The 25,570-nt window shown below is 64.5% G+C and carries 23 protein-coding genes and 1 tRNA gene; 7 read left to right on the top strand and 17 right to left on the bottom strand.

Annotated features, from left to right (window positions below):
* Positions 1-17: 17 nt before the first annotated feature.
* The 8 genes from addA to RAM60_RS04335 all read right to left on the bottom strand — a co-directional run bounded on the left by addA (position 18) and on the right by RAM60_RS04335 (position 13,043).
* The gene (addA, locus tag RAM60_RS04370) at positions 18-3,494 is read right to left on the bottom strand and encodes a double-strand break repair helicase AddA (RefSeq protein ID WP_369025416.1); all 3,477 of its coding nucleotides are present in this window, start codon (positions 3,492-3,494) and stop codon (positions 18-20) included.
* A complete protein-coding gene (gene addB / locus RAM60_RS04365; RefSeq protein WP_369025417.1) occupies positions 3,491-6,493 on the bottom strand; it encodes a double-strand break repair protein AddB in 3,003 nt (1,000 codons plus the stop codon). The genes addA and addB overlap by 4 nt, the downstream gene beginning before the upstream one ends.
* Positions 6,486-7,208, bottom strand: coding sequence for a nucleotidyltransferase family protein (locus RAM60_RS04360; protein WP_200983521.1), 723 nt, complete (start codon positions 7,206-7,208; stop codon positions 6,486-6,488). Before RAM60_RS04360 ends, addB begins: the two co-directional genes overlap by 8 nt.
* Positions 7,205-8,194 carry an aminoglycoside phosphotransferase family protein gene (locus RAM60_RS04355; protein ID WP_369025418.1) on the bottom strand — a complete coding sequence of 330 codons (990 nt, stop codon included), beginning with the start codon at positions 8,192-8,194 and terminating at the stop codon, positions 7,205-7,207. The genes RAM60_RS04360 and RAM60_RS04355 overlap by 4 nt, the downstream gene beginning before the upstream one ends.
* A complete protein-coding gene (tsaE, locus tag RAM60_RS04350; RefSeq protein ID WP_369025419.1) occupies positions 8,191-8,628 on the bottom strand; it encodes a tRNA (adenosine(37)-N6)-threonylcarbamoyltransferase complex ATPase subunit type 1 TsaE in 438 nt (145 codons plus the stop codon). The genes RAM60_RS04355 and tsaE overlap by 4 nt, the downstream gene beginning before the upstream one ends.
* Positions 8,625-10,967: a PAS domain-containing sensor histidine kinase gene (locus RAM60_RS04345; protein ID WP_369025420.1), complete on the bottom strand. Its 2,343-nt coding sequence runs from the start codon at positions 10,965-10,967 to the stop codon at positions 8,625-8,627. The genes tsaE and RAM60_RS04345 overlap by 4 nt, the downstream gene beginning before the upstream one ends.
* A gap of 73 nt (positions 10,968-11,040) precedes the next feature.
* A complete protein-coding gene (gene ahcY / locus RAM60_RS04340; RefSeq protein ID WP_200983515.1) occupies positions 11,041-12,450 on the bottom strand; it encodes an adenosylhomocysteinase in 1,410 nt (469 codons plus the stop codon).
* A gap of 128 nt (positions 12,451-12,578) precedes the next feature.
* The gene (locus tag RAM60_RS04335) at positions 12,579-13,043 is read right to left on the bottom strand and encodes an S-adenosyl-L-homocysteine hydrolase (protein ID WP_369025421.1); all 465 of its coding nucleotides are present in this window, start codon (positions 13,041-13,043) and stop codon (positions 12,579-12,581) included.
* A 175-nt stretch (positions 13,044-13,218) separates the two neighbouring features.
* On the opposite strand from RAM60_RS04335, the gene RAM60_RS04330 reads away from it, so the two are divergent.
* A complete protein-coding gene (locus tag RAM60_RS04330; protein WP_200983513.1) occupies positions 13,219-13,698 on the top strand; it encodes a peroxiredoxin in 480 nt (159 codons plus the stop codon).
* Between the two features lie 86 nt (positions 13,699-13,784).
* Entirely contained in the window at positions 13,785-14,048 is a 264-nt protein-coding gene (locus RAM60_RS04325) for a hypothetical protein (protein WP_369025422.1), read from the top strand.
* Between the two features lie 4 nt (positions 14,049-14,052).
* Here the strand turns inward: RAM60_RS04325 and folE are convergent, their stop codons facing one another.
* The 3 genes from folE to RAM60_RS04310 are packed head-to-tail and all read right to left on the bottom strand — an operon-like array spanning position 14,053 to position 16,711.
* The gene (gene folE / locus RAM60_RS04320) at positions 14,053-14,664 is read right to left on the bottom strand and encodes a GTP cyclohydrolase I FolE (RefSeq protein WP_200983511.1); all 612 of its coding nucleotides are present in this window, start codon (positions 14,662-14,664) and stop codon (positions 14,053-14,055) included.
* Positions 14,661-16,196 carry a phospholipase D-like domain-containing protein gene (locus RAM60_RS04315; protein ID WP_369025423.1) on the bottom strand — a complete coding sequence of 512 codons (1,536 nt, stop codon included), beginning with the start codon at positions 16,194-16,196 and terminating at the stop codon, positions 14,661-14,663. Before RAM60_RS04315 ends, folE begins: the two co-directional genes overlap by 4 nt.
* Positions 16,197-16,219: 23 nt before the next feature.
* Positions 16,220-16,711, bottom strand: coding sequence for a hemerythrin domain-containing protein (locus RAM60_RS04310; protein ID WP_369025424.1), 492 nt, complete (start codon positions 16,709-16,711; stop codon positions 16,220-16,222).
* A gap of 89 nt (positions 16,712-16,800) precedes the next feature.
* On the opposite strand from RAM60_RS04310, the gene RAM60_RS04305 reads away from it, so the two are divergent.
* Positions 16,801-17,199 (top strand): metallopeptidase family protein, encoded by a 399-nt coding sequence (locus tag RAM60_RS04305; protein ID WP_369025425.1) that lies wholly within the window; start codon positions 16,801-16,803, stop codon positions 17,197-17,199.
* Positions 17,200-17,246: 47 nt separating this feature from the next.
* Here the strand turns inward: RAM60_RS04305 and RAM60_RS04300 are convergent.
* Positions 17,247-17,323: transfer RNA gene (locus RAM60_RS04300), tRNA-Arg, on the bottom strand.
* Positions 17,324-17,367: 44 nt separating this feature from the next.
* Positions 17,368-17,769, bottom strand: a complete 402-nt coding sequence (locus RAM60_RS04295; RefSeq protein WP_369025426.1) for an NUDIX domain-containing protein — start codon at positions 17,767-17,769, stop codon at positions 17,368-17,370.
* A gap of 112 nt (positions 17,770-17,881) precedes the next feature.
* Between RAM60_RS04295 and RAM60_RS04290 the strand changes: the two genes are divergently transcribed.
* Together RAM60_RS04290 and RAM60_RS04285 are read left to right on the top strand one after the other, a co-directional pair.
* Positions 17,882-18,064: a Flp family type IVb pilin gene (locus RAM60_RS04290; protein ID WP_369025427.1), complete on the top strand. Its 183-nt coding sequence runs from the start codon at positions 17,882-17,884 to the stop codon at positions 18,062-18,064.
* A 121-nt stretch (positions 18,065-18,185) separates the two neighbouring features.
* Positions 18,186-18,365 carry a Flp family type IVb pilin gene (locus RAM60_RS04285; RefSeq protein WP_200983507.1) on the top strand — a complete coding sequence of 60 codons (180 nt, stop codon included), beginning with the start codon at positions 18,186-18,188 and terminating at the stop codon, positions 18,363-18,365.
* 82 nt (positions 18,366-18,447) lie between these two features.
* Here the strand turns inward: RAM60_RS04285 and RAM60_RS04280 are convergent, their stop codons facing one another.
* From RAM60_RS04280 to RAM60_RS04265, 4 genes are all read right to left on the bottom strand, one after another.
* On the bottom strand, positions 18,448-19,917 hold the full coding sequence (locus tag RAM60_RS04280; RefSeq protein ID WP_369025428.1) for a M48 family metalloprotease: 1,470 nt from the start codon (positions 19,915-19,917) through the stop codon (positions 18,448-18,450).
* A gap of 113 nt (positions 19,918-20,030) precedes the next feature.
* A complete protein-coding gene (locus RAM60_RS04275) occupies positions 20,031-20,975 on the bottom strand; it encodes an acetyl-CoA carboxylase carboxyltransferase subunit alpha (RefSeq protein WP_369025429.1) in 945 nt (314 codons plus the stop codon).
* Positions 20,976-20,984: 9 nt separating this feature from the next.
* Positions 20,985-21,863 carry a tyrosine recombinase gene (locus RAM60_RS04270; protein WP_369025430.1) on the bottom strand — a complete coding sequence of 293 codons (879 nt, stop codon included), beginning with the start codon at positions 21,861-21,863 and terminating at the stop codon, positions 20,985-20,987.
* Between the two features lies 1 nt (position 21,864).
* Positions 21,865-23,691 (bottom strand): hypothetical protein, encoded by a 1,827-nt coding sequence (locus RAM60_RS04265; RefSeq protein WP_369025431.1) that lies wholly within the window; start codon positions 23,689-23,691, stop codon positions 21,865-21,867.
* Between the two features lie 206 nt (positions 23,692-23,897).
* Between RAM60_RS04265 and RAM60_RS04260 the strand changes: the two genes are divergently transcribed.
* Both RAM60_RS04260 and aroB read left to right on the top strand, forming a co-directional pair.
* A complete protein-coding gene (locus tag RAM60_RS04260) occupies positions 23,898-24,464 on the top strand; it encodes a shikimate kinase (protein ID WP_200983497.1) in 567 nt (188 codons plus the stop codon).
* Positions 24,455-25,564: a 3-dehydroquinate synthase gene (gene aroB, locus RAM60_RS04255; protein WP_369025432.1), complete on the top strand. Its 1,110-nt coding sequence runs from the start codon at positions 24,455-24,457 to the stop codon at positions 25,562-25,564. Before RAM60_RS04260 ends, aroB begins: the two co-directional genes overlap by 10 nt.
* The last annotated feature ends 6 nt before the right edge of the window (positions 25,565-25,570 follow it).

The following is a 25,570-nucleotide window of genomic DNA, read 5'->3' as shown; positions in this document are numbered from 1 at the left end:
GTGGGTGGCGCAGGCGATTACTCAAGCGGCGGCAGGGCGAAACTTTCCTGCGAGGCCGCAAACTGCGTCTTGTAGGCATCCAACCGTTCGCCGGGCAAGGCGAAGAGTTGCGGTGTCTGGGTATAGAGGACAGCGGCCTCGACTGTCCGGTCGGGATAGATGCGCTCAAGGGCAGCGACATAGGCAGCCATTTGCCGCATCGTGCTCTCGGGTATGGCGTCGAGCGAGGACGGAGGCCGCCGCGCGGTCTTGAAATCCACCACCACCACCCGCTCGCCCGTGACCAGCAGGCGGTCGGCGGTACCCATGACGACCTGGCCTTCGACCGTGGCGGCCAGAGGGATTTCGGCAAGCGCATCGGGACTGAAGATATCGGCGAAACCGGGCACGGCCAGGACTTCCAGTGCGCGTGCGAGCATCTCTTCGCGCGCTTCCCGGGGCAGTTCGGCGGCTTGCCGCTCCAGCCATTTGCGCCCGCGCTCTTCCCGGTCTGCCATCACCTGCGGTAAGCGTTCGAGCAGGGCATGTATCAGCGTGCCGCGCCGCGCGGCTTCGGCGGCATTGGCGGGAGGCAGCGGCGGATCGCTGCCCTCGACCTCGCCCAGTCCCGAGGGGGCGAGCGGTCTGGGCGGGCGCGGTTCGGGCCCCACCATTCGGCGCGCCCATTCGGGCAATTCGAGCGCTTCATTCGCATGCGTTTGGTGCTCCGCAGGCACCGGCGGCGCTCGCGTCCCGATTTCCCAGCGGGCACCCCAGATATCGTCGGCAAGTCCCTCGTCCGCGCCGAACAGGGCATGAAGCCGCGCAAACCAGCTGTCCTCATGCGGCCCGTTCTTCGCCTCGCGCGGCCCGAGCGACCCGCCGATGAACAGCGCCTCCTCTGCCCGCGTCATTGCGACGTAGAGCAGCCGCCAGTGCTCCTGCATCGCCCGCGCAGCCTTGGCCGAATCCGCCATGCGGACCGGACCGACCTTCTCCTCCTTGGAGAGCGCCGGAAGAGGAATGGTCCTCTGATGCCCCAACCCATGAGCGTCATCGACCAGCTCAAGGTCGCCAGAAGGATCCGGCCTGATCGCTGCATCGGCAAGGATGACTATGGGCGCCTGCAGGCCCTTCGATCCGTGGACGGTCATTACGCGAACCTGGTCACCGCCCTCGCCCGCTTCGCGCTTGAGGTCGGCGTCCCCGGCATCGAACCAGCGAATAAAGCCCTGCAGGCTGGCGACATGCGCGCTGGCATAGGCGTTTGCGGCATTCAGCAGTTCATCGATCGGATCGTTCGCCTCGCGCCCGAGCCGCGCGACCAGCCTGCGCCGCCCATCCATCGGCCCCACCAGTATCCAGTGGAGTAGCTGTTGCGGGCTGTCGTAGTCGGCGCGGCGGAGAATTTCGCGCAGCGCATCGACCGTTTCCCGGACCCGTGGCGCCTCATGGTCGCGCAAGTGCTCCCACAAACGCATGCCCTTGGTTCGATAGCCGTAATCGAGCAGTTCCTCCTGGCTCCAACCGACCAGCGGAGACACGAGCAGGCTGGCGAGCGTGAGGTCGTCGAGCGGCTGCGCGCCGAAGCGGATCGCAGCCATCAGGTCCTTGACCGCCAGCGGATTGCCGAGGCGCAAACGGTCGACACCGGCCACCGGCACGCCATGGCGATACAACCGGGCCACTATCAGCGATGCTAGGTCGCGCCGTTTCTGGACGAGGATCATCACGTCACCCGGACCGGCACGCCGCGGCTTGTCGCCCTTTACCAGCGTGAAGCCGTCGCCCGCTGGATCGAACCAGCGCTTGACCTGCATGGCGATCTGGTCGGCCATCCGGCGGTCGTGCTTGGACAGCCAGCCTTCTTCCTCGCCCGGCTCTTCACCCTCGCCGCCCGGCCCGCGCACTTCCTTCCACAGAGTGACGAGGCCGGGGCGGCTGCTGCCTCGGTGCTCGTCGTAGTGGTCGAGTCCTAGACCTTCGGGACCGATGCCCAGAATTGCGCGGTCGACGAACTCGAGGACAGTGGCGTTCGTACGATAACTCTGGTCGAGCCCGTATTCGCGCAATCCTTTCGACTGCCGGTTGCTTCGGCTCCCCCGCAATTCCTCGGCCAGTTCCGCAAGGCGCTTGCGATAATAGTCCCGCGCTTCGCGGAAATTCTCGGGGCTGGTGCCCTGGAAACCGAAGATCGCCTGCTTGTAGTCACCGACCGTGAAGATGGTGCGGATGATTTCGCCCCGTGCGCCTTCGCCCGAAAAATAGTCGTCCGTCAGCGCCTTGATGATCTGCCACTGCGCGGCATTGGTATCCTGCGCCTCGTCGACGAGGATGTGGTCGAAGCTGCGATCGAGCTTGTAACGGATCCAGTCGGCCATTTCGCTGTTGGCCAGCAGGGTTGCCGCGCGGGCGATCAGGTCATCGAAATCGACCAGCCCCTCACGCTGCTTGGCCTTGTCCCATGCAAGCGCGAATGCGCGGCCAGCTTCCAGTTGCGGCGCCAGGAAGGCGGCGAGATCGAGCAAGGCGGCGCGTTCACGCACCATGGTCACAGCTTCGGCGAGGATTTCCTGATGGGCCGAAAACGACGCATCGACTTTCTCCGCGCCCGCCATCTTGCGCGGATCGCCATCCTTCTTGAGGAAAGTATCGAGGAATCCGTCGAGCTCAGCCAACCGGTCTTCGGTCCCGCTCGCGAGCCATCGATCGGCAAAATCGGCTGCGTTCTGCCCGGTGGCCGCGTTCCAGCCGCGGGCCGCATCACGCAGCGAACGTAAGGTAGCCACAGGAAAGGCAGCGTCGGTGCATCCCTCGGCCACCCAGTCCTGCCCGGCATCTGCCGGCATCCCGAGCGTCGCATGAACTCGCGCAACCATCGGAGGCTGCCAGCTTCCCGGCCCCTGCCAAAGCTCCATGTGCGAGGCACAGCGCATCAGCCAGCCGCGCACTGCGTCGGGCCCCTTGCGACGGCTCATTTCGGCAATTGCGTCGCAGATGTGCGGATCGCCTTCGGAAAGCAGGTCGGATAGGACCTGGCGGCTCAGCAGGTCGCGCTCACGATCCTCCATGGGACGCGAACCCGGCAACATGCCGGCTTCTCCCGGAAAAGCTGCGAGAAGGTACTGCGCGAAAGCGTGGATCGTATCGATCCTGAGGCCGCCGCCCGGACAGTCGAGCACCCGTGCGAAGAGCGCCCGCGCCCGCGCCTGCGTATCGGGATCAATAGGTGCGCCGAGGTAGCCGAGTTCCTTCGCAAGCTCGGTCGCCTCCATCCGTACCCAGCGGGCAAGCACGGAATTTACACGCACGGCCATCTCGGCCGCGCCCGCCTTGGTGAAAGTCAGGCAGAGGATTTGCGACGGGTCTGCACCGGGCTCCAGCAACAGCCGTAGCACGCGGGCGGAAAGGACCTGGGTCTTGCCAGTCCCCGCACTCGCCGAAAGCCACACGCTTTCGTGCGGATCGACCGCCGGGCGCTGCTCGCCCTGGAGGGGATAGACCTTCCCGCTCATGTGGCTTCATCCCCGTCCTGCAATGCGATCCACTCGTCCAACCGCATGAGCTGGTCGTAGGTGTCGTAGGCTGGGAAATTCGGGTTCTCGCGGGCCGTAAACGGGTCGCTTCCCTTGATGTAGCGACCGATCGCCTCGCCCAGCTTGGCCGCAGTCAGGGGCAGGAAATCCTCCGGCAATACGCCCGAGGTCTTGCGTCCGACCTTTAGCGGAACCTCGACATAGCCGAACCCATGGGGGTTATCGGCCTTCGCCTTGCCAAGCGACCAGTACTCGTAGCCGCCAGGGTCGCCGCGCAGCCGTTCGAAACCTCCGCGCTCCGCGATCAGCCCAAGGATGCCGAGTTGCAGCGCGAAACCCTGCTCGACCATGGCGGCACTGGGTGGCTGCCCTGTCTTGTAGTCGACGATGGCAAGCGTGCCGTCCTCCAGCCGATCGATGCGATCCGCTCGGCCGTGCACAGGTACGCCTTCGAATTGCATAGCCCCACGCTGTTCGACAGCAAGGACCTCGCGATCCTCGTACCGCTCGACCGTTTCTTCGACCCACCGCAGCGCAGCCTCCAGCCGCGGGCGCCACAGGCCCCGCACTAGCGGGTCTGCATTTTCGGCATCGAGCACGTCTTCCATGATGGCAACAATGCTCGCTGGTCGACCGGCGATGCGTTCCTCGTGCCAGCGCTCCAGCACCTTGTGCGCGACGTTACCCTGCCACAGCGCGTCGGGATCGGCATCGAGTGTGTCGAGTTCCGACAGGCCGAGGATCTTCTGCGCGTAGAACTGGTACGGGTCGCCCAGGAGCCGATCCAGTGCGGTCGCCGAAATGTCGACCTTGCGCTGCTCGGTACTGGGAACCGGTCGCGGTCGCGGATGCGCTTCCACGGGCGAAGCGCGGGCCATTGCGCGGGCGAGATCGATGGCGCGGGTCTCGCTGTGCCGGTCGAGCATGTCGCCGAGCAGCGCCTGCACCCGCAAAAGGAAGCGTGAAGGGATCGCAGGCCCACCCTCGTCGCGCGCAGAACGGCTCAGGACCACCTCCGGCGCACCCAGGGCACCGGCAAGGTCGTGCGCTGAAAGCCCGATGCGGAAATCGCCTCCGGGCACTCCAAGCGCGCGGAGTACAGGTGGGGCGAGGAGGGAATCGACGCTTCCTCGGACGGGCCAGACCCCCTCGTTGAGGCCCGCACAGATGACGAGATCCGCACGGTTCATGCGGCTTTCGAGCAGACCCAGAACCTGCACCCTGGCGTGGCCGCCATAGGGTGGTCGTACAGCGACCTGTTCCATCGCGTCGCGCAACGCGACAGCTGCTTCGCGCCGATCGAGGGCGAATCCTGCGTCGCGAGCATGAAGGCGCATGTCCTCGACAAACCCCGCAAGCGCGCGACCGTCCTCGCGGGCCCAGAGACCCTCTCCGCACAGTGCCTCTCCCGCATTCGCCAGTGCGTCGAGAAGTTCGGCAAGACCGACCTCCTCGGGCAGCTGGAAGAGCGGTGAGAGGGCAGCTTCCACAGACGCGAACCACTCACCGACCTTGGGATGGCGTTCGGCCAGATCTCGCGCGCAGGACGCAACGGGTGTCAGCCCGCCTTCCCTTCGCGGTCCGCGCAGCGCCCGCTCGACCCGGCGAAGCTGGCGCAGCCATGTCCCGCGCTCCATGCTGCCGGTCGCCAGCGGATGGCCCAGCAGTGCCATCAGCGGCACGGGTGCCGCATCCTCGGTCAGAACTTCGGCGAGCAGGAGCAGGAAGCGCCCTGCGGCGGTCTGCGACAGCGGCCGGCCAGCGGAATCGTCAGCTGTGACGTTCCAGCGGGAAAGGTGATGCACCACCCGCCGGGCAAGCGCCCGGTCGGGAGTGACGACTGCGACGCGCCTTTCCGGCTGCTCCAAGGCTTCGCGAACGAGCAGCGCGATAGCCTGAGCTTCCTCTTCGGGATTGGCCGCCTGCATCACCCGCACGCCTGCCATGCGACGCTTGTCTGCGGGGAGATCGACCCATGCCTTGCTCGCTTCGGGCGGCAGGAAGAGCGAGCCGATTGCGTGGCTGCGCTCCGGCGGCGCGGCCGTCATCCCGCGTCGGTGCCACGACTGCACTTCCTCGCGCCGCACGCTCATGCGGTTGAGCAACAACTTCAGGTGGTATTGCGGATGCGTTACCGCGTCATCGCGGGCGAATGGGCTCTCGCCGGGCTCGGGGGCCGCCCCTGCCCTGCCGAGTTCGTCCCACACGACATCAGGCATTGTCAGGTCGAAATCGGGCAGGATCACGGCACCCTGCGGCAGGTCGGCCACGACGCGCAGCAGATCGGCAAGCGCCGGCGCGGCACTCGTCACGCCCGCCGCCACGATTGGGGTCAGCGGCGGGTTGGCCTTCCATTCTCGCGCCGCGTGTTCGAACAGCCGGTTGCGGCGCGTCGCGGTGTCGATTGCGCCCCATTCGTCAAGCTGCGCCAGCCAGCGGGCCTGCACCTCGGCGAAAAGCTTCAGGCTGTCCTGCCAATGGCTCGACAGATCGGGATAGATGCCCGTGACCTTGTCGTCGACAAGGTCGGAGGGCGAAATGCCCTCCGCCAGCAGGCGATCCATCGTGGCAGCAGTTTCACGTGCCAGCCGCAGGAGCGTCGCCCCGCCGGGTGGATCGTCCATGCTTTTGCCGAGAACCTGGGCCAGGGCAAAGAGGCGGCGCTGCGGGTCTATTGCGGGTGGTACATCCGCACCACCGAGGGGGTCGAGCAAGGGACCAAGCGTTTCGTCGAGATCGAGATCGCCGACGATCGCCATGCGCGGCATCAGCAGGCCTTGGCGGCCGGTCTCACCGACGTGACGAATGAATGCCTCGGAGACAGTGCGGCGCGCACGGCTGCTCGGCAGCAGGAGGGTAAGCCGGGCCAGGCCCAGGTCGCCGTCGGCATAGCGGGGTACCAGCCCGGCAACGAGGGCATCGGCAAAACCCCGGTGGGCTGCGATCGAATAGACCTTGGGACCCGGGCGGTCAGCCACCCCTGAGCGCCTCCTCGGTCGGAGCGATATGGGCGGGCGTTCCCACTTCATACCACAGCCCGGTGAACGCGACGCCGTAAAGCCGACCCTCCTCGATCGCGCGATCCCACAGCACGTTGGTCGAGAACTTGCCCTCCGGCGCGTCACGCAACAGGCGATGCGAAACGATCTGGATGCCGGTGTAGATGAAGGGCGCGATACGTCCCGGCTGCTTGCGGGTCAGGCGCCCTGCCCCGTCCATGTAGAAATCGCCCGTACCGTCGAAGTTGAATGCACGCGCATGGCTCACCACCAGCAACAATGCATCCATCTTGTCCGCGTCCCAGCGAGCGGAAAGGTCGGCAAAGGCATTGCGCGGCCCGTCCAGCCAGATGCTGTCGGCATTGCAGGCAAAGAAGGGATCGGGAAGCTGGCCGGCGGCCTGCGCCTTGATCATGCCGCCGCCGGTTTCGAGCAGGACCGCCCGTTCATCAGAAAAGACTACCGATGGAGCCTTGCGCTGGCCCACATGCGCCTCGATCGCGTCGGCGAGGTAGTGCACGTTGACCACCGCCTTGGCGACACCCGCATCCTCCAGCCGGTCTAGCGCACGGTCGATGAGCGGCTTGCCAGCCACGCGAACCAGCGGCTTCGGTGTGGCAGCCGTCAGGGGGCGCATGCGCTTGCCCAGCCCTGCCGCCATCAGCATCGCGGTGTCGGAAGCGAGCTTGCTCACTGCATCTCCCCGCCGAGCGTATCGCGGATTTCCTGCGGAATATTGGCCGCGAACCAATTCGCGACCGGTGCGAGCGCTTCGTGTGCAAGGTCGCGTTCAAGAGCCTGCCACACGCGCGGTATCATAGAGAGGTAGCGGTGCTTGCCGTCGCGCTTGCACAGTCGGGTGAAGATGCCGACGATCTTGGTGTTTCGCTGGGCACCCAGACGGGCGTAGTCGGCCTCGAAGTGCTCGCCCGGATTGGCTGCAGCGCGATAGCGGCAGAGCATGTCATGCTCGAGCGTTTCGGAGACATCCCGGCGGGCATCCTGGAGCAGGCTGACGAGGTCGTAGGCCGGATGCCCGACCAGCGCGTCCTGGAAATCGATCAGCCCCTGTTCGCCCGCAAGCCTCCCCGGTTCGAGGAGCATGATGTTTTCCGCGTGATAGTCGCGCAACACCGTCACGCCCGGAATCTGGCGGACCAGCAGCGGCGTCAGCGCCTCGTCCCATGCAGCACGCCAGCCGTCGAGGTCCACCTCGAGCCCCATCGCCGGACAGTACCACTCGACGAACAGGTCCACTTCGCGCCGGTAAACGGCCATGTCGTATGGATCGAAAGGTCCCGGCGGCAGCTGGTGAAGCTGGACCAATGCGTCGATGGCTTGCGCATAGATGTGCTCTTCATCGCGCGGATGGTCGTCTATCCATTCGCGCATGCGCTGGTCACCGAAGTCCTCGGTCAGCACCCAGCCACCTGCCGCATCCTCTGCGAGGATGTGCGGCGCGCGCATGCCATTGTCATTCAACCAGTGCGCGACGTGCAGGAACGGGCGCGGATCCTCGTGCGGCGGCGGGGCGTGCATCAGCATGGCGCTGCGGCTGCCCATGCGAATGCGGAAGTACCGGCGGAAACTGGCATCGCCGACCAGCGGTGCGATCTCCGCACCCTCCCATTCGGTGTCGCCAAGGAATTCGTGAATGCCTTCCGGCAGCGCGTCGCTCATGGCCAGCGGCTTTGCCAATTGTCGCCCGGGGTTACAACGGCTTCGCGGCCCTCGCCCACTTTTTCCAGCGTGATTGAAAGGCAACCTGCCTCATGCGCGAAGCCGCCCGCGTGATCGGGCCATTCCGCGAGCAGTGCGGCGCCCTCACGATAGTCGTCGAGCCCCAGCTCCTCGACCTCGGCCGGATCCTCAAGCCGGTAGAAATCGGCATGGACCAGCGGGATGCGCAGGGCATCGTAGGTCTCGATGATCGTATAGGTCGGCGAAGGTACCTCTCTTTCATGACCGAGCGCGGCGATGATTGCCCGTGCGAGCGTGGTCTTCCCGGTCCCCAGATCGCCGGAAAGTGCCACGACATCGCCGGGCTGGAGCTTTCCAGCGATTACCGCGCCGAAGCGCTCCATCGCGGCCAGATCGGGCAATTCCACCCTCACGGCAGCGTGATCGTCGCAGTGGTCCCGGCGTTGCGACGGCTCTGGAACTCGAGCGTTCCGCCATGCGCCTCGACCAGCTGGCGGGCGAGCGGGATGCCGAGACCCTGGCGGCGTTCGATGCCCTTGCCGTCAGGCGCCATACGGATGCCCTCCAGCGCGCGGGCGAGTTCGTGCTGGCTCATGCCGGTGCCGTTGTCGGCGATGACGATCCTGGTGTCGCCACGCTTCCGGCCGATGTCGACAAGCAGCTTCCCGCCCTTGGGAGTGCCCTTGATCGCGTTGTCGAGGAGGTTGGTGATTGCCCGGCGCAGCTGCTGCGGATCGGCATTGATGATCTTGCCCGGATCGCCCTTGAGGTCGAGCGTCAGGCCGGCCTCGACGATCCGCTCTTCTTCAGCGCGGACGATGTCGGTGACGAAAGGCAGCAGGTCTATCTTCTGCTTCCGCAACGGCATCAGTCCGGCCTCGCTCTGCGACAGGTCGAGGACGTTCTCGACCTGCTCGGTGAGCTTGCCGACCGACAGCGTGATCGCCTGCACGTATTCGAGAGCCTGCGGTGTGAGTTCGCCTGCGACACCACTGGACAGAAGTTCGGCAAAGCCACCGATGGAGGTCAGCGGCGTGCGGAATTCGTAGCTCATGTTGGCAAGGAAGCGGGTCATGACCGCATCCGCCTCTTCCAACGCGCGGTTGCGTTCGCGTAGGGCCTCTTCGGCCTGCCGCGAGGCGGTGACGTCGAGCACGGTCAGCAGGCCATTGCCGTCGGGCAGCGGGACGCCCGCAAAGTCGAGCGTGCGGCCGTCCGCCATCTCGATCCGCCCTTCACGCTTCTTGCGGTCGAGGGTAGCCGACCGGATGGTGTTGCCGACAATCGCAACGGACTTCGGATCGGCGAGATTGGCCGCGATGGATTCTAGCAGGTCCTCGGCCTGCGGATGCCCGTCGAGCATTTCGGGATCGACACCCCATGCACCGGGGAAACCGCGGTTCCACAGCTCAAGGTGACCGTCCGGTGCGAACACCGCCAGTGCTTCGAACAGGCTGTCGAAGGTCGCCGTGCGAGTGCGAAGCAGAGTGTCGCGCATGGCCGACAAAGCCAGCTGTTCGGTCCGGTCCTCGGCGATCATGACAAGGCCGCCATCGGGCAACGGCTGCGAAATGATGCGCAGGTGCGTGCTGTCCGAAAGCGGCCAGGCTTCCTCGTGCGGCTCGTCGGACAGAAACCAGCGGGCGACCTCGTTGCGCCATGCGGGGAAGTCGCGGACCTCCGGAATGCGCCCGTTCTCGCGCGCGATCAGCAGCATTTGCTCGAACGTGGTGCGGTCGTTGACCACACCCGGAGGCAGCGAGAAGACGCGGTGGAATGGCTGGTTGGCAAAGTTCATCCGGTGCTGGGCATCGAACTGCGCCACGCCGATCGACAGCTGGTCGAGCATGGAGCGCTGGGCTTCGCGGAAGGCGCGGAATTCGCGCGCCTGCTCCTCCATCTCCTCGATGTCGACGGCGTAGCCGGCGATCCCCTCGCCCACCAGCGGCAGGTCGGTCACGCGGATCGTGCGTCGGGCGTTGTCGATGGTCGCGGATACGATGCGCTCGATCGGCTGGCGGCGGTCTGCCGCCTGTTGCGCGACCTGCGAGGCGGAGCGTCCACCAACGGTCTCGACCAGTTCGACCTGGTCGGCGACGACTTGGTCTGCGCTTTCGGCCCCGACCGCTTCGACATAGGCGCGGTTGACGAGGCGCAGCTTCATGTCCGCCCCACGAAACCACATCGGCATCGGCGCCGCCTCGATCAGGCCGACAAGTGCACCGAAATCGTCCTGCGCGCGTGCCGCATCCTCGCGCAGCTGGCTGAGTTCCTGCTGGCTTTCGCTGTAGTCGAACACCCAGACGAGCGCCGCGCCACTGGGCGAGACCGCCGGGTCGGCAAGGGTGCCGTTGAGCGACAATGCGCGGCGCGATCCGGGAACGGTAATCGACATGCGGAAGGGCTTGGCGGTCTTCTGCGTCCGCCGGACCTTGCGCGTCAGCTCCTCGATCTGCTGTTCGGAAAGCCCGCTGCCGTCGAGATCGGCCAGTTCGCTGAGGAATTCGGGCACCTTGGCGAGCCCGAGCCACCGCGCGAAGCGGTCGGGCGCCTCGATCCTGCCGTCGGTCCGCACGAGCACGGGTATCGCCGGCGATTCCTCCAGCATCCTTGCCATGCGCAGCGCTGCTTTGCGGCTGGCGACGGTTTTCTGCTCGCGACCGCTTGCGCGCAGCATCACCCAGACCGCGGCAGCGGTCCAAAGGGCAAGCAGCAGGCCGACGACGGCCAGCAAAGCGGGCGAGGAATCCATCACTTGCCAGCTATGCGCCCTGTGGCGGGGATGCAATGGCAAGCCACCGCACTTCCCCGCAAAGGATTGTCACTTAGTAGCGATAGTGGTCCGGCTTGAACGGCCCGGCCACCGGCACGCCGATGTAGTCGGCCTGCTTCTGGCTGAGCTGGGTCAGCTTCACGCCGAGCTTGTCGAGGTGCAGCGCAGCGACCTTTTCGTCGAGGTGCTTGGGCAGGACGTAGACCTGGTTGTCGTAATCGTCGCCCTTGGTCCACAGTTCGATCTGGGCCAGCGTCTGGTTGGTGAAGCTGAAGCTCATCACGAAGCTCGGGTGGCCGGTAGCGCAGGCAAGGTTCACAAGGCGCCCCTTGCCAAGCACGATGATTTCCTTGCCATCGGGGAACTTGACCACGTCAGTGCCGGGCTTGAGTTCGTTCCACTCGTAATTGTCGATCGCCGAGATCTGGATCTCGCTGTCGAAGTGGCCGATGTTGCAGACGATCGCCTTGTCCTTCATCGCCTCCATGTGGGCGGCGGTGATGACATGCTCGTTGCCAGTGGCAGTGACGAAGATGTCGGCCTTGGTCACGGCCTCTTCCATGGTCACGACCTCGAAGCCGTCCATGGCTGCCTGCAGCGCGCAGATCGGATCTATTTCGGTGACGAGGACGCGTGCGCCTCCGTTGCGAAGCGACTGAGCCGAGCCCTTGCCGACGTCGCCGAAGCCCGCGACGCAGGCGATCTTGCCCGAAAGCATGACGTCGGTTGCGCGGCGGATCGCGTCGACCAGCGACTCGCGGCAACCGTAGAGGTTATCGAACTTCGACTTGGTGACGCTGTCGTTCACGTTGATCGCCGGGAACGGCAGCTTGCCGCCCTTGGCGATGTGGTAGAGGCGATGGACACCGGTCGTCGTCTCTTCGGAGACGCCCTTGATGTTCTTCACCGAGGCGGTGAGGTAGCCCGGCTTCTTGGCGACGAAGGCCTTGAGCGCACGCTGGAATTCGATTTCCTCGGCATTCTGCGGCTCGGGCAGTTCGTCGCCGGCCTCGATGCGGGCACCCCACAGCGCGAACATGGTCGCATCGCCACCATCGTCGAGGATGAGGTTGGCGGTAAGGTCCGGATCCTCATCGGTCGACCAGTCGAAGATCGAACCGACGTAATCCCAATAGTCGGCCAGACTTTCGCCCTTCACCGCGAAGACCGGAATGTTGCGTGCGGCGATCGCTGCAGCGGCATGGTCCTGGGTCGAGAAAATGTTGCAGGTCGCCCATCGCACGTCGGCGCCCAGCGCCACCAGCGTCTCGATGAGGACGGCGGTCTGGATCGTCATGTGCAGCGAGCCGGTGATGCGCGCACCCTTGAGCGGCTGGCTGGCGCCGTATTCCTCACGCAGCGCCATCAGGCCGGGCATTTCAGTTTCGGCAATGGCGATTTCGGCACGGCCATAGTCGGCCAGCGCAATGTCCTTGATCACGAAGTCGGTGAAGGCGGTCACGGTCAATCCTCGGGTGGATAGGGGATATGCACCGCAGATGCGAAAAGGGCGGCGCTTGTCGGCGCCGCCCCTAGCCGCTCCCCGGGTCGAGGGCAACAACCCCCGTAACCCGACGACCCCGAGAGGACTTACCGAGCCGCGAAGCGCCCCCCGTTGCGCGGCCCCGATGCCAGGAGTTCGTCGGCTGCGAGCGACAAGTCGGCGGAATTCTTGCTGGCAGCGAGATCGCTGGTAATGTCCTTCAGAGCGCCGCAGTCGAGCCACGGATGACCCTGCCCGTACTGGTTGGCCATGCCCACGCTGATGCGGTCGAGCGCGCGCTTGGCCCCCTTGGCACCGTGACGCTTTACGAGGCCAGCCTCGAGCGTCCTGGCAGCGCCGTTCAGCGTCGTGATGTGGTTGGCCGAAAACTTGCGATACTGCGGCTGGAAATCGTCCTTGCCCATACGGCAGCGAAGCGAGGTCACCATCAGCATGATGTCGAGCTTGCGGATATTTTCAGCGTTCTGCGAAGGTGCGGCGCCAGCCGCCACTGGAGTCAATAGCACTGCTGCTGCGCTTGCGGCCGCAATGAAGGTCTTCCCGATGTGCATGTCCCTGTCTCCCTGCGGCGCGTCCCTGTGCCCGCTGGAGAGAAATTCGCACCGAGAAGTTTACCGGTCTTTAAAGAGCCGCAGTAAAGCAGAATTAACCATCCAGCGGCGGTTGCACTTGCCACACCGCCCGCCTACCTCCGGCACCGGACGGAATAGACAAGGAATCCAGGCAATGACGATTTCGGTGGGTGACAAGCTGCCCGACGTGACACTCGTGAAGGCGACCGAAGCCGGTCCCGAGAAAGTCCAGTCGAGCGAATATTTCAAGGGCAAGACTATCGCGCTTTTCTCGGTCCCGGGTGCCTTCACACCGACCTGCTCCGCGCGCCACCTTCCCGGCTATGTCGACAAAGCCGACGAGCTCAAGGCCAAGGGTGTCGACGAAATCGTTGCTACCGCGGTCAACGACGCTTTCGTCATGGGTGCCTGGAAGGCTGCCAACGGCGCTGATGCAGTCACCATGCTGGCAGATGGCAACGGCGATTTCGCCGAAGCAGTCGGCCTGACTATGGATGGTTCGGGTTTCGGCATGGGCAAGCGTGGCCAGCGCTGGTCGGCCATCGTCGAGGACGGCGTGGTCAAGGAACTGAATGTCGAGGCTCCGGGGGATTTCTCGGTTTCGAGTGCGGAGCACCTGCTCGGGCAGCTCTGACGCCAACCGTCCCATCTGCGGACAATGTTGCGCCCCGCCTTGCACGACTCGCACGGTGGGGCGCATCATGTGCGGGATTGGGGGGAATGGTGGATACTCCGGAAACCGATCCCGAAAGAGACTTCGGCGTCCTGCTGGGCTGGAAGGCTACGCCTGCCGGCAACCAGACGCTGCTCACCATGCAGAGCACTCGCAAGACTCCGCAGAGCAACGACGACGTGCGCGAGTTCCGCTATTTCATTACCAAGGAACAGGCGGTCCTGCTCGGTAACTACCTTTACATGGTAGCCGGCGAAACACCGCCCCGGCGCAAGCGGCCGGGTCTGATAGAGCGCATCTTCAGCCGCTAAACCGTCAGCCGTAGCCCATCAGGCTGAGCACTTCCTTGCGACTGCGCTGGTCTTCCAGAAATGTGCCCATCATCCGGCTCGTAATCATGCCGACGCCGGGCGTACGCACGCCGCGCGCGGTCATGCAGCTATGAGCCGCCTCGATCACCACCGCTACGCCTTGCGGTTGGAGGTTTTCCCAGATGCAATCGGCAACCTCGGCGGTAAGGCGCTCCTGCACCTGCAAGCGTCGGGCGAAGCCGTGGAGCACGCGGGCCAGCTTGGAGATGCCGACCACGCGGTCATTGGGCAGATACGCGATCGCGGCCTTGCCGATGATCGGTGCCATGTGGTGCTCGCAGTGTGACTGGAACGGGATGTCCTTGAGCAGCACGATTTCGTTGTAGCCACCGACCTCCTCGAACACTCGGCTCAGATGGTACGCAGGGTCATCCTCGTAACCGAGGCAGTATTCCTTCCACGCGCGCGCGACGCGCGCGGGCGTATCGAGAAGGCCCTCGCGCGTCGGATCATCGCCTGCCCATTCGATGAGCGTTCGAATTGCATCCTGCACATGCTCGGGCACCGGCGGCTTGCCGCGCGGGTCGTCTTCGTCGGGTCCTACAAGGCTGCTCACTTGCCCCTGATCCTCCTGATCCTGTTCCGGATGCGTCCCAAGCGGCTCCCATCGCGGAACATTCCACCTTTTGCAAATGGCTCGAACATGTCGCCGGGATCTTCGGGGTCGAGCAGCTGGCTCTGCGCCAGCGACTTTTCCGCATCGTTGAGTTCCGGCGGATGATAGCGGACGAGGTTTCGGCCGCTTTCGGTTTGGGTGTGATCGATCATTTCCGCGAGCGAACCATGACGGGCAATGAGATCATCGACCTCGTCCTCGTCCACCCCGGTATGCTCCGCGATGAGCGAACGACGTAGCGCCGCAATCGCATCGCCGGCATGGGAATTGGCCGGGCGTGCGGTGTCGATGAACACATCGCACTCCGAGTCGAGACCCATCGAGCGGTTATTGAGATTGGCCGAACCGATGCGAATGATCTCGTCGTCGACGATCGTCACTTTCGCATGGACGTAGATCGGCGTTTCGCCGGTATAAGGGTTCCAGATCGAAAAGCGGTTCTTGTGGTCCGCCTCCTTGATGCAGCGGACCAGTTCGGCACGGGCATGGTCCATCGCCTGCTGTTCCAGCCAGCCATCGGCGTTGGCCGGGTGGACGATGACGATTTCGGGCGGGTCTTCCTCCTGCACGCGCGCAAGGATCGCCTCGGCAACCGCACGCGATGCGAAATACTGGCTTTCCGCGTAAATCAGCTTCTTCGCCCGCTTGATCTGCTCGACATAGAGTTGGCGAATCTCGTCGACCTTGTCCCAATCGCGATAGGCCGCGCGGGTACGCGCAATGCCGATCTCAACGTCTTCGAACTGTGCCTTGAGCGCTTCGGGCCAAGGGGAGTTGTCGCACGGGTCGATCTCGGGAATGGCTTCACCCCCGGCGCAGGTCCAGCGATCCGCGCCCAGTTCGGCCAAGGCCAGGGCAACGTCGCCTTCCATCATCATGGTTGCATCGTGCCAAGGGCCATATGACTTTCCACGTGGAGTCCTGCGCCGGGCATCCTCCTCGCGATGTTCGCGCGTGTCCCAGCGCTGGTCGGTCATGTCGATGCCACCGCACACCGCCACCCGGTTGTCGATTACGACGATCTTCTGGTGGTGACTGCACGCGACCGGATGAGCCGTATCGAACTTGAAAGTGATCCGCTTGTGCCGCGCCCAGCGGGCGATGTCGTACCACATGGTCCCGCGCCCGATCATCGAGAAGAGCCCGACGCTCCACTTTAGGATTCGGATGTCGATGTTTTTGCGCTTGCGCGCGATCCAGGCGATGAAGCTGCCCAGCCGCTTCGGGTGCTCGCTCTTCCAGCCACGCTGCCACCAGCGGCGGCCATGGTCGAGATGGATGCGGGTGTCGAAATCCCAGCCGATTAGCAGGATGCGATTGCGCGCATTGAGCATCGCATCCTGCATATGGGTGAAATAATCCGCCGCATCGACGATCATCGTCGCGCGAGTGGCGTGTTCATAGCGCCATGTCCCGGGCTCGATGCCCGGCTCCAACTGCGAAGTGCAGCTGGGATCGATGTCGTCAGCCAAAAGTCTGCCCCCTGTACCGGCCGTTATTCCTTGGCGTCTTCCTTCTTCTCGGGCGTGACCTCGGCTTCGGCCTTCTCTTCCTTCTTCCGCCGCTCGAACACGCTGCGCATGTGCTTCATGTCGTTCTCGTCGAGGTATTCCTCGAACTCGGGGAAGTGCTCCTGCTCTTCCTCGTCGATGTGGTGGCGATAGTCGTGGTCGAAGGTCTTGAACTTGGTCAGCCAGCCGCCTTCGGACATGTCGGTCGCGGCAAGATCGTTGAGCGCCTCTTCGATCTCGTGATGCTCGGCCACAGAGTGCCGCGTGTCATCGGTCGTCGGGGGCTTGCGCAGCATGGTGGAATACAGCGCCTGCTCCTCGGCAGCGGCATGGGCCTTCAGTTCCTTGGTCAGCTCGGTGAAGAGCATCTTGCGCTCTTCGCTCTCGCCAGAGGTCTCCAGCAGCCGATCGAGAAGTTCGCGATGCTTGTCGTGATCTTTCTTGAGGCGGTCGAAAATTTCGGCGGTGTCGGTCATGGGAAAGTCTCCTTTGCCCTTCCAACAGGTCAGCGGCGCTCGGGTTCCGCAGCTTGCGCCCGAAACCGGTGCTGCCCATATCCCCAGCCATGTTCGAGCGACGACAGGGTCCGACACCTGGCCAGATGCAGCAGATGGCCGAGGAGGTGATTGCCTCCCTTCCCGAGCAGTTTCGTGAGCAGATGGGCGAAATCGTCATGCAGGTGGTGGACTTCGCGACCACGGAACAGCTCGCATCGGTCGGCCTCACGGAACGTTGGCAATTGACCGGTCTCTATGAAGGTCACCCGCTGCCCGATCGATCGATCTGGCAAAGCGGTCGCATGCCGGCGCGAATCTGGTTGTTCCGCGAACCGCTGATCGCGGAATGGCGAGATACCGGCGTGCGGATGGACGACCTCATTCGCCACGTGGTCATTCACGAGGCGGGCCATCATTTCGGCTTCAGCGATGATGACATGCACTCGCTCGAGGACGAGGACGATTAGCCCCGGAACCACAAAAGCCCACCCCTCTTGCGAGGGATGGGCTTGTATGGCGCACCCGAAAGGATTCGAACCTCTGACCCCCAGATTCGTAGTCTGGTGCTCTATCCAGCTGAGCTACGGGTGCGCTGGAGGGCGCCACATAGGTGCGGGTTTCAGGCTTGGCAATCCCTAATCCGAAGCTTTTTCGAAGAGACCTGCAGCAAGGGCAATATCGAGAGGGGGCATGTCGAGCTCAAGGATGGCTGACGGGGTGAACCACCCGATCTCCCCACCCTCCAGCGCGGCCAACGCGCTGCCGCCCCAACTGCAAGTGTAAAGAAGGATGACAATCGGGGATTCGCGTTCGCCAGGCTCTTCCTGCGCAAATCGACACGGCTCCAGCTTGCGCGGATCGAGCGTCAATCCAAGCTCTTCGGAAATCTCGCGAACAAGCGCCTGCGCAGGGTTTTCGCGCGATTCGACCTTGCCCCCCGGGAATTCCCATAGGCCGCCATGATGCTTTTCTTCAGGGCGGCGATGCATAAGCCAATGTCCCTTCCCGTCATGGAGAGCCAAGGCAACCACGCACATCCATGTCGGATTTTTTTCCAATTCCGCGTCTTCCCTCAACTGTTTCTTAACTCTGCCCCCCTTATCCCGTCGATGTCAGCTTCGACAAAGTGACAATTGGGGCAACTCTGAAATGGTCAAATTTCTCAAGAAACTGGGACACGACACCAGCGGAGCCACTGCTGTCGAATACGGGCTGATCCTCGCCCTCATCTTCCTGGCCATGGTCGGCGGCATCTCTGCTTTCGGGCAGAGCACCATCGGCATGTGGACCAATGTGAAGGACAAGGTGGCTGCCGCAACGGCCGCTGCCTGAGGGAAGGAAAGTTGGCGAACGAGTTAGGAATTTCTCAACTTCTCGCCTGCTAAACGAAGATCGCTCGAACCGTACATTGTCGGAGAGAGCCGGGAACGAAGACTGAACCAGGAGACGACACATGAAGTTCATCAACAAGCTGCTTCGCGACGAACAGGGCGCGACCGCCATCGAATACGGCCTCATCGCTGCTCTGATCGCCGTTGCTGCGATCACCGCCATGCAGAGCCTCGGCAACGAACTGTCGACCACCTTCAACAAGGTCGGCACCTCGATGAGCGCTGCTAACACCGCTGCCTAAGCGATAGCACGCACACAAAGAGAAGGCGGCAGGAGCAATCCTGCCGCCTTTTTCTTTGCCTGAAGCAGATGTGGATCGGGGCTTAGCTACCCCGCACCACGATCTTCACCTTCTGGCCGACGGTGAGGTTTTCATTGGCAGTCAGGCCGTTGAGGACGCGGAAGCGTTCGACCTGGTTGTCGGTATAGGCCATCTTGCTCGCCAGCGAGGCGACGGTGTCGCCGCTGCGAACAGTGATCACGTCGAGAACACGCGGGATCACACCGCTCGCCTGCTGTGCCGTGATCCGGCGCATCGACGAGAACATGGCGTTGAACGTGCTTGCCTGGCCCGCCGGGGTAATGGCGAGGAAGTGATAGGCGCGATCATTGGCGAATTCGTAGGCGAATACGGTCACATCCACCTGGCCGCTGCTCGAATTCACGCGTGCGGTGCCGTATGCGGCCGGAATGCCGTTCACGGTGGTCTTCTGGATCGACGACGGCGTGACCTGCTGCTCCTTGCTCAACGCCGAGAAGACGCTCTGCACATAGGTGTTGAGGTTGCCATTGTACGGCGCGAGCGAGAACTGGGCCTTACCGCTCTGGCCGCTGATCGAGACGGCGCTCGTGCCGTTGATCATGTAGAAGCCCTGCGGTGCAGTGAACGCAAGTCGCAGTTCGGGATGAATGAACTCGCGTCCTTCGATAACGCCCTGCTTGGGATCGTCGCCGTAGAGCAGCCCATCGATGCGGGTGAGGAACGTGTCGCGGTTGGTGACGCCGCTCATGCCCTGCGCCTTAGTCAGCGCAGTCTGGACGCGGCTGGCCGGATCGGGGTGCGTCGACGCCCATTCGGGGATCGACGCATTGTCGCGGCCCATCAGGCGCGCATCGAGAGCGTTCTGCAGTGCCAGGCTCTGCAGGACGGTTGCCATCGCCTTGGGATCGTACCCTGCCTGGTTGAGGTAGCGGATGCCCAGTTCGTCAGCTTCGAGTTCCTGCGTGCGCGAGAACTTCAGCGTCAGCAGCTGCGAGCCCTGCAGGAAGGTCTGTCCGATTTGCTGCCCCAGCCCGCTGTTGCCGAGGAGGATGCCCGAAAGAATCGCACCTGCCGCGCCGAGCAGCGAATTCTGCTGCGCCTTGGCCTGGCGGCGCTGCGAGTGACGCGCCGCGACGTGGCCGACCTCGTGGCCGAGAACGCCGGCGAGTTCCGCCTCGTTGTTCATCAGGGCGACGAGCTGGCGGGTGGTGTAGATGTAGCCACCGGGGATGGCGAAGGCGTTGTTCACCGAGCTGTTGAGCAGCGACACGGTGAAGCTTTCGCGCGCATTGCCGAGGCCCGACTGGACGGCGATGTTCTTGCCGACCTGCTCGACATATTGTGCCTGGCTGCCGGTCATCGCACCGCCGAATTCGGCGAGCAGCTGCGGATGCGCTTCGGCTCCGGCCTGCGCTTCACTCTGGGTAATGGGGGCCGAGGCGTCGGGAATGCTGCCTGTACCCATGCAGCCCGCAAGCGCGAGCGAGAGTGTGGCGGTCGAGGCAGCAGCTAAGGATTTGAAACGCGGCATATGAGGGCTCCCCTTGCGCGGAAAGGCCGCACGAGCGACCCTCCTTAAGTTCGTGTATGCAAGGGGAAACCGGGAGGCCGGGCAGTTTGTTCCCGAGCTGCCTCCCTGCCCGTTCAGCCGGCGATTTTCAGGAACCGCTCTTCCCGCATCCGGATCAGACTGGCGGAATCCTCGCGCGACAACATGTCTAGCTCCTCGCCAATGGCGGTGGCCAGCGTTTGTGCCGCCGCGCGCGGATCGCGATGCGCCCCGCCGACAGGTTCGGGGACGATGCGGTCGATAACGCCCAGATCGGCAAGGTTCTGTGCCGTGACCTTCATCGCTTCGGCGGCATCGGGAGCCTTCTCGGCCGTGCGCCACAGGATAGAAGCGCAACCTTCGGGCGAGATTACCGAATAGACCGCGTGTTCGAACATCAGCACCCGCTCGGCGCTGGCCAGCGCGACCGCGCCGCCCGAACCGCCCTCGCCCACGATCGCGGCGACCATGGGGACCGGCAGCGCGAGGCAGGCTTCGGTCGACCGGGCGATGGCTTCCGCCTGCCCGCGCTCTTCCGCCTCCACGCCCGGGAAAGCGCCCGAGGTGTCGACCAGCGTCACCACCGGCAGCCCGAAGCGTCCGGCCAGTTCCATCAGGCGGATCGCCTTGCGATAGCCTTCGGGTTTGCCCATGCCGAAATTGTGCTTGATGCGGCTCGCCGTGTCGTTGCCCTTTTCATGCCCGATCAGCACGACCTTGCGTCCGCCCAGCTTGGCGAGGCCGCCGAGGATGGCATCGTCGTCGCCATAGAGGCGATCGCCGCCAAGCGGGACGAATTCCTCGAACGCGTGTTCGACGTAGTCGCGGAAGTGCGGCCGCGACGGATGGCGTGCGACCTGGGTCTTTTGCCACGGCGTCAGTGAGGCGTAAGTGCTCGCCAGCAATTCGGCACTCTTCAGCTCGAGGCGCTGCAATTCGTTGGAGATATCGACATCGTCGCCTTCGGACGCGCTGCGCAATTCGGCGATGCGCTGTTCCAGCTCCGCGACGGGCTTCTCGAATTCGAGGTAAGAAATCATCGCGTCGCGCTAGTCCGATGCGGCGCGGCGCGCAAGCGGATGCCGCTCGTTTACCAGCTTCACCAGTCGCGCAGCATCGACATGGGTGTAGATTTGCGTCGTGGAAATGTCGGCATGGCCGAGCAGCGTCTGCAGTGCGCGCAGGTCTGCTCCGCCCTCGAGCAGATGCGTTGCAAAGGCATGGCGCAGGATATGCGGGCTGAGCTTTTCCGGCGGCAATCCGGCACGGACGGCCAGTTCCTTCAGCAGCTGGTACAGCCGGATGCGGGAGAGGTGCTTGCTGCGCGACGGAAAGAGGAATTGCGTGCCGCCCTCGCGCAAAGGCAGCCAGCGTGAAAGCGCGGCGATTGCGCGCTGGCTGACTGGCACCATCCGTGCCTGTCCGCCCTTGCCCATGACCGTGATGAAAGGTGCATCGCGCGGCACGGCCGACAGGGGCAAGGACACCAGTTCCGTCGCCCGCAGCCCGGAGCCGTAGAGCATTTCCAGCAGGGTAAGCAGCCGCACCGCAAGCGGATTGTCGCTCGCTGCCTCTTCCTCGGCCTGCGCGAACAGGCGTTCGACCTCGGCATGGCTGAGGATCTTTGGGAGGGGCCGCCTCGTTGCGGGTCGCGGCAGGGCGTGACTGGGATCATCCTCGCGTAGGCCCTCGTCGACAAGGAAGCCGAAGAACTGGCGCAACGCGGAAACCTTGCGTGCCATCGTCGCCGGCGCAAGCGAGGCCCAGCCTTGTGCCAGCCTGGCGAGTTGCGCGGTCGATGCGTCGGCAAGCGAACTGCCGAGCATCTCCTCAGCCTGTTCGAGATCGCGTCCGTAGGCGAGGATAGTATTGCGTGCCGCGCCTCGCTCGGCAGCGAGCATGGCGAGGAAGTCGGAAATCGCGCTCACGTCAGGCGCGTGCGACCGCCTCCGCGGCGATCATCCGTGCTTCCGCCTCCAGCCCGACTGCGCGCAGGGCGGAAACGATGTGGAAAAGGTGACGCGCGGTCATCCTGTCCCAGCTGTCGCCCTGCATGCCGAGGCCGGCGAGAATGGCCACCAGCGCCGGGTTGCGCGCCTTTGCGGCGGCATCGATGGCCCGGGTCCAGCGGGTCTCGCCGCCGAGGCTCATCGACAGGCGATCGCTGTAGTCCTTGATTTCGGCGTCCCCGACCCGTCCCAATCCGGCAAGCCCCGCCACCAGCATGCGCGACTTGCGCTGTCCGGTGGAAGGATCATCGTCGACGAAGCTGTCGAGTTCGCCGTTCGAGACGGCAGCCTGGCGCTTCGGCTCAGCCAGTGCCAGCAGTGCCCAGCCCAGCGAGCCTTCCTCGACCGTCGCGTTCCAGCGCATCGCATCGCGGTCCAGACCGGCAGTGAGCATCGAGGCAATGAGTTCGCCCGCATCGTCGGCGAAATCCGACTGCGCGGGCATGCGCGCTGCGGCATAGGCGGTCAGCACCATGCGGGCGTAACCGAAGTCGCCCGCTCCGTTCCACACGTCGCGAATGGCTGCGAGGCGGGCTGCCGGATCGCTGCCGACGTAGGCATCGCGCAGGCGGCTGGCGATGCGTGCCGCGTCGTCATTGTCGCCCGGTTCTGCGTAAAGTTGCGAGTAGAGGTCGACCATCGCTGCGGACGAGAAAATACCCGATTGGGCAGCGACATCAGCTCCGCGGAGCCGCTCGGTCGGCGAGAGCGCGGGCGTCACGGCGGCACTGCGCAACAGCGCATCGCCAAGGTCGTCGGTCAGGTTCTTGGGCAATGGTTCGCCCAGCGCATTGGCGAGCGCGAAACGCCAGGGGGTGACCTTGTCGATGCCGTCCCACTCGATGGTGACCGCCCGGCGTCCTTCACCCGCCGCCCCTGCGAAACGTTGTGCCAGCAGCACGTCGATCGGCGCTCCCTCGCCGCGAGATTGCAGGCGGCGCAGGTCGTTGAGGCCCCGCGTTTCCTCGCCCGCATAGGCGTTGCAGATGCCCGCGAGCATCTTCCACTCGGCATCGTCGCGGTCGGTCTTCACGAGGCGCACTGCCGGACAGGCGCCGACGATATCCGCCGTGCCGATATAGGCGTCGACCGCCGCGTTCGCGAGCTGCGGCGAATAGTTCGCCGTGTCGATATCCTGCACCAGTGCCCGCGCAACGCCATGTTCGCCCATCGTGTTGAGCACGCGGGCGCGCAGCGTGGCGAATTCGATCGGGCTCATGCCTTCGGGCGCAGCGAGGCGGCTCGCCAGAGCGCGACGCAGCAGGATATGGCCCCAGCGCGACACGAGCGGCGCCTTGGTGCCGGCAAGAGCGGCACGCACCAGCGCGGCCGGCTGTTTCGACAGCGATTCAGACGGCAGCCCGCCTTCGGCCAGCGCAATGACACCGGCCTTTTCGGGCGAGCGCCTTGCAGCCGCCGGAATATCGAACTTCGGTTTCAGCCCGAGGAAATCGTCGAGCTCGTCGGTGGTCATCTTTTCCAGTTCCTCGAGCGTCGGCAGCTTGCCGAAGTCGAAGCCGGAGGCCTCTGGCGCGCTAGAAGTCGCTGTCGGGAGCGGCTGGACCACCTCGCCCGGGATAGTCGGTGCGGGTCGCGGGGCACCCGGCGATGGGGCCGGGGTCGCGCGGGGAGCAGGTGCCGGATTGTCGAAACCCGGCGGCAGCAGGTCCTCGGGCGCGTCCTGCGCGAACACCAGGGTGGAAGTCAGGGCAAGCGCCGCGCCGCCGATCAGCCAGGACGCCTTCATTGCACGCCTCCGGGCACAGAAATTTCCTGCTCGATCGGGTGCAGCGGTTCCTCGCCCCCGTCGATCCAGGCAAGGACGCACAGAGCCAGAAACGCCACCGCCAGTATTCCCCCGATCCGCCTAGAGCTCATGGCCAAGATTTTCGCGTCCCGTTTCAAGTGCTGATACCTTGTGCGCGCCCTAGCCCATCTCTAGGCACGGCGGCAATGACCCACGCGCTCGCCATGACCGAAGCAGAGATAGCCGGTATCGCAAACCGGCTGGATCGACCGGTGGTGCTGGTCGGGCTGATGGGAGTGGGCAAGTCGACCATCGGGCGACGTCTGGCGACCCTGCTCGACACCAGCTTCGTCGATGCCGACGAGGAGATCGAGCGCGCGGCCGACCGCAGCATCTCCGAAATCTTCGAAGCGCATGGCGAGGCGTATTTCCGCGATGGCGAGCGTCGCGTTATCGCACGCCTGATGGAAGAGGATTTCGGCGTCATCGCAACCGGCGGCGGCGCTTTTGTCGACGACGAGACGCGCTCGCTGATCCTCGAGCGCGGGTTGGCGGTCTGGCTCGATTGCGACATCGATACGCTGGTCGAGCGCACCGGTCGCCGCAACACCCGTCCGCTGCTGCGAAACGGCAATCCCCGCGAAATCCTCACCGCGCTCAAGGAGAAGCGCGAAGGTGCGTATTCGCAGGCGCAATTGCATGTCATGACCGATGACGGTCCGCATACGGAGACCGTGAACCGCATCCTGGAGGCAATCGACGCATGGCTGTGATCGGGGTCGAACTGGCCGGCAGGAGCTATGACGTCGAGGTGGGTCACCGCCTGCTGGACGATGCCGCCACGCGTGCAAAGGCCTTCCTGCGCAAGGCCCGCGTGCCGGTCGTGGCCGACGAGAACGCGTGGGCCGCGCACGGGGAAAGACTGAAGAAGTCGCTCGGCGCGGCAGGACACGAAATCGCACTGTACAAGGTCGCATCCGGCGAAGGCTCCAAGAGCTGGGATTCGCTTGCCAAGCTGACCGACTGGCTGCTGGTGGAGGGCGTCGAGCGTGGCGACCATGTGCTGGCGCTGGGCGGCGGAGTGGTCGGCGACCTGACCGGCTTCGCCTGTGCCATCCTCAAGCGCGGTTGCGGCTTCGTGCAATTGCCGACCACGCTGCTTGCGCAGGTCGACAGTTCGGTTGGCGGCAAGACCGCGATCAACACTGCGGCGGGCAAGAACCTGATCGGCGCCTTCCACCAGCCTTCGCTGGTGCTGGCCGACCTCGACACGCTGGCCACGCTGCCCGCTCGCGAAATGCGCGCCGGATATGCCGAAGTACTGAAGTACGGCGTCCTGGGCGATGCGGAGTTCTTCGACTGGCTGGCGGACCACGGGTCCGAGGTTGTCGCGCTCGAGCCTGCTGCACTCGAACACGCAGTCGCCACCAGCGTCGCAGCGAAGGCCCGGATCGTTGCCGAAGACGAGCGTGAGACGAAGGATACGCGTGCCCTTCTCAATCTCGGTCACACCTTCGGCCATGCGCTTGAGGCGGAAACCGGCTTCTCCGATCGGCTGCTGCACGGAGAGGGCGTGGCGTTGGGCATGGTCCTCGCTGCGCGATACTCTGCCAGGCGCAGCCTGATTGGCGACGCTGATGCGGGAAAGGTCGCACGCGCGGTCGCGAATGCTGGCCTTCCGACTGAGATCGCCGGTTTGGGGCTGGATTGCGACGGCGCAGATCTTGTCGCGCACATGCTGCACGACAAGAAGATGGACGCGGGCACTTTGCCCTTCATCCTGCTCCGCGCCATAGGCGATGCCTTTGTCGCCAGGGACGTCGCGCTGGATGATGTGGCGGACTTCCTCGAGGGACAGTTGCGCGGCAATTGACCGCCA

The sequence above is a fragment of the Qipengyuania sp. RANM35 genome (genome assembly GCF_041021145.2).
In the GTDB taxonomy this organism is placed as follows: domain Bacteria; phylum Pseudomonadota; class Alphaproteobacteria; order Sphingomonadales; family Sphingomonadaceae; genus Qipengyuania; species Qipengyuania soli.
Note: the sequence above shows the minus strand (reverse complement) of the source record. Positions and strands in the feature narration are given on the sequence as shown.